Source organism: Dickeya undicola, from assembly GCF_000784735.1.
GTDB lineage: Bacteria > Pseudomonadota > Gammaproteobacteria > Enterobacterales > Enterobacteriaceae > Dickeya > Dickeya undicola.
The window spans coordinates 1-3322 of sequence record NZ_JSYG01000040.1 but is presented as its reverse complement, the minus strand read 5'-3'; the positions used below and the strand labels follow the sequence as shown (position 1 = coordinate 3322).

Below are 3322 nucleotides of genomic sequence, written 5' to 3'. Positions count from 1 at the left end.
CCTGAATTCAGGCCGGAAGTTCTCGCCAGTCAGTCAGGTGCATGGTTATGCATGGGGCTGAAAGTCACGGTATGCGATTCTGGGCGGTTTTCGGTGAGAAAACGGGGGTTTTTATGGCTCAGGGCGTAAAACCGCCCTGAGCGCGTCTGAGCGGTGCGCGTAATGACGCGTTATGGTAAATAAACAGGATTGTCGCATGTGGCTTTCGCTATCGAAATCGCAGGGGAATCAATAAACTCTATTTCCACAGTGGTTTTATCGCCCCTGATCACGGTCATCCGTACTGTATTGTTCCAGTAGAAGGTTTTGAACCCACCATTGGTGTAAGCACCACTTGTTTTTTGTATGTATATGGGGGGGGGGACATGTGCGTTTTCTTGTGGAGTTATCTCCATTTGCTCACGACCATCCCCCCCCTTTCGCAGGATGTATTTTTGCGACTTACCAATAGCCTTACCGGTATCATCGACAAAAGTGCAATTCATTGTGTATATCACCTTCCCTTGAGGGGGGGGCGTGCTACCAATTCCACTGGAATGAGCGGCTTGTAACGTAACGATAAATAAAAAAATAGGTATGAATTTTAGCTTCACGTAGTGTCTCCGTTGCAAAAAAAGCCTAATGCCCCCGTGGTGGGTATATAAAAATCACGGGGAGCAGAGCGACCTTCGTCCAGCTCGTTTCTTGTGTCTCTCACCCTGCAAGGGGCTTGATTGTGTGGGTGAAGTGTCAGACCTTAGCAATCACACTTCACCGCTTACCGCTGCCTTGTTCGCTCATTTTATCAGGTGCCAGTTATCGTACTGCGAGACGGGGTAGAGCTTAACTCTTTCGCGGTTAAGTTACGTTTCCACCGTTTGCCTGTTTATCCTGCCGGAGTCCGGGGCGTAGACCTGAGCGTCTAAGGTGCAGATATGAGTTTAATGTCGTTGAATGGTATTAAGCTGGTAGTGACAAGGCTAGCCAGCCCTGCTAGGATTGGATTGCTACGTCTGATCCTGGCAGGTATCTGCGAAGAATTAGAGTACCGAAGCCCTGTGATTCTGTCACGGGGCTTTTGTACATCTGGAGCAAGAAAATTCATGCTCCTATCCGAAAATCCCTACCGCTCGCCGCAGCCGAACGACCGAGCGTAGCGAGTCAGTGAGCGAGGAAGCGGCATTTCTCCGCCCTTGCAGAATGCACGTTCACGCCGATGTTTCCAGATCGTAGCGTACCCGTTTCAGCGCAGTCAGTAATTTTTCGTGGTCAAAATTCAACTCACCCGTTTTTGTATCAACCAGTCCCGCGTCAATCATCAGACCAGCCGCCAGAAATAGTTTGTGATTGCGTTCCCTGCGGTTTTTCTGCCCTGAAATCCGCGCCTGAACCGCCTTTTTCTGTGCGGCATCCCGTTCCTGCAACGCGTTTTTTTCAGCGGTTGCCAGAACGTGGAGCAGTCGTCTGTCAGTTTCACTGAGCGAAGCTTCATCATCCAGCAGATCGATAATCTGCCGTTGCCGTGCCGTTTTTTCTCCCAGCTTTCTGATGAAGGCTATGCGCTTTTTAAGCCATTCGACGTTACTGATCCGCATCGTTTAACTTCCCCATCCCGATATTTCCGACGGGGAAAGTATATAACTTGCGGTTAGAAGTCGCATGACTTATCTTTACTCATAATTCTTTAAATTAGAGTAAAGCGCACTTATATGTTTCTCCCTGCGGGCAGAAACAGTGCGCCCTGCCGGGGGCTGACACAACATGGCAACGTATCATCTCAGCGTGAAATTTGGCGGCAAGGGTAAAGCCCTTGCTCATGCCAGTTACATCACGCGGGAAGATAAGTTCAGCCAGCGCCAGGATCTCGAGCACACCGAACACGGCAACATGCCGGAATGGGCGAGAGATGAACCCGCCCATTTCTGGCAGGCTGCGGATGCGTTCGAACGTGCCAACGGTTCAACGTACAGGGAAATTGAGATCGCCCTCCCCCGCGAGCTGAATGAAGCGCAGCGGCTGGCGCTTGTCCGGGATTTTGTGAAGCAGGAAACGGGCGACAAACATGCATGGACGTTTGCGATCCACAATCCGAAAGCCAGCATTGACGGCGGCGAACAGCCGCACGCCCATATCATGATGAGCCAGCGCGTCAATGACGGTATTGAGCGCAGTCCCGAACAGTATTTCAGGCGCTATAACGCCAAATTTCCGGCGCGTGGCGGCGCGCGCAAGGACTCAGGGCATAATTTAACCCCTACAGAACAAAAACAGGCACTGAAAGCCCTGCGGGAGCGCTGGGAGCGTACGCACAACGCGCATATGAAACGATATGGCTTTGAGCAGGGTTTTATTGATAGCCGGTCACTGAAAGCACAGGGTATCGACCGGAAACCGGAACAGCATCTCGGTTTTGAAGCAGCCGGACGACTGGACGACAGCCAGAGGCAGGATATTAAAGACAGCCGGACGTTTTCAGTCGTGGATGTGCCTGAACAGGCGAAGCATATCGACCACAGCGACCGTAGCTGGATGAATGCCAGCGGTATCGAGGTAAACCGGAAGGAACTGGTCAGATCTCTGACGCATGATATCTCGCAGCAGTACGGGCGGGAGATGGCTGCACGGGTCACAAAACAGGGAAATGTTGAAATAGAGCGCGTGAAATCCCTGTCACGCGGATTTTCCATAAGCAGGTAACTATGGCGAGCACCGAAGAAAAACTTCTCACGCTCCTGCTGTCGGCGGAGCATCTGAAAGAGGCCGCAAAAGAGCAGCAGAAAGCCGTGGCGGATTCGCTGGCGGTGGCAAGGGAAACCCTGAAAGGCTACCGGGAAATATCGGACAGTGTGGCGCAGCAGGTTCGGGATGAAGTCCGGCAGGAAGTGCAGAAAATGGATATTGCGGGGCTGATCGGCGAGCGTATCAGCGCTGATTTTCAGCGTCTGGAAAAATCCGTCGGGAACATGAAAATCAATGCGGACGCGCTGGACAAGGAAATTTCCATTATCCGCAGTAACATCATCGCGGAGTACAACACGCTGCGGGGTTACAGCTGGAAGTGGTTTGCTGGGGTTGCGGTTGCCTTTGTCGTACTGATATTTGCCACAAGCTGGTTTGTGAAAACGGAACTACAGGACAATTACAACGCGTCTGCTGCCGTCTATCAGAAAGTGGCAGACCTTGAAAAGCTGCTGACAACGGAACTGAAACCGGAAAAGAAAAAGAACTGACGCGCTGCGCTTGTCCAACGCCTCACGTTCGCACAATAAATTGCGCACCCGTTCACCGTTTTCAGCCGGGTTTGGGGCGTCTTTTGAGACTTCCGGCCTGAATTCAGGCCGGA

General features: G+C 51.9%; 4 protein-coding genes. 2 read left to right on the top strand and 2 right to left on the bottom strand.

The annotated features are described in order from the left end of the window. Window positions 1-170 precede the first annotated feature (170 nt). Both OB87_RS18275 and OB87_RS18270 read right to left on the bottom strand, forming a co-directional pair. Window positions 171-593: a hypothetical protein gene (locus tag OB87_RS18275; RefSeq protein WP_033570825.1), complete on the bottom strand. Its 423-nt coding sequence runs from the start codon at window positions 591-593 to the stop codon at window positions 171-173. A gap of 594 nt (window positions 594-1187) precedes the next feature. Next, window positions 1188-1574 (bottom strand): hypothetical protein, encoded by a 387-nt coding sequence (locus OB87_RS18270; RefSeq protein ID WP_033570824.1) that lies wholly within the window; start codon window positions 1572-1574, stop codon window positions 1188-1190. 166 nt (window positions 1575-1740) lie between these two features. Between OB87_RS18270 and OB87_RS18265 the strand changes: the two genes are divergently transcribed. Then, window positions 1741-2676, top strand: a complete 936-nt coding sequence (locus tag OB87_RS18265) for a MobA/MobL family protein (protein WP_033570823.1) — start codon at window positions 1741-1743, stop codon at window positions 2674-2676. A 2-nt stretch (window positions 2677-2678) separates the two neighbouring features. Next, entirely contained in the window at window positions 2679-3209 is a 531-nt protein-coding gene (locus OB87_RS18260; RefSeq protein WP_033570822.1) for a hypothetical protein, read from the top strand. Window positions 3210-3322 lie beyond the last annotated feature (113 nt).

Bases quoted from the DNA above. Each gene is read 5' to 3' on its own strand.
- OB87_RS18270 (WP_033570824.1), bottom strand. From the start codon at position 1,574: ATGCGGATCAGTAACGTCGAATGGCTTAAAAAGCGCATAGCCTTCATC.
- OB87_RS18260 (WP_033570822.1), top strand. From the start codon at position 2,679: ATGGCGAGCACCGAAGAAAAACTTCTCACGCTCCTGCTGTCGGCGGAG.
- OB87_RS18265 (WP_033570823.1), top strand. From the start codon at position 1,741: ATGGCAACGTATCATCTCAGCGTGAAATTTGGCGGCAAGGGTAAAGCC.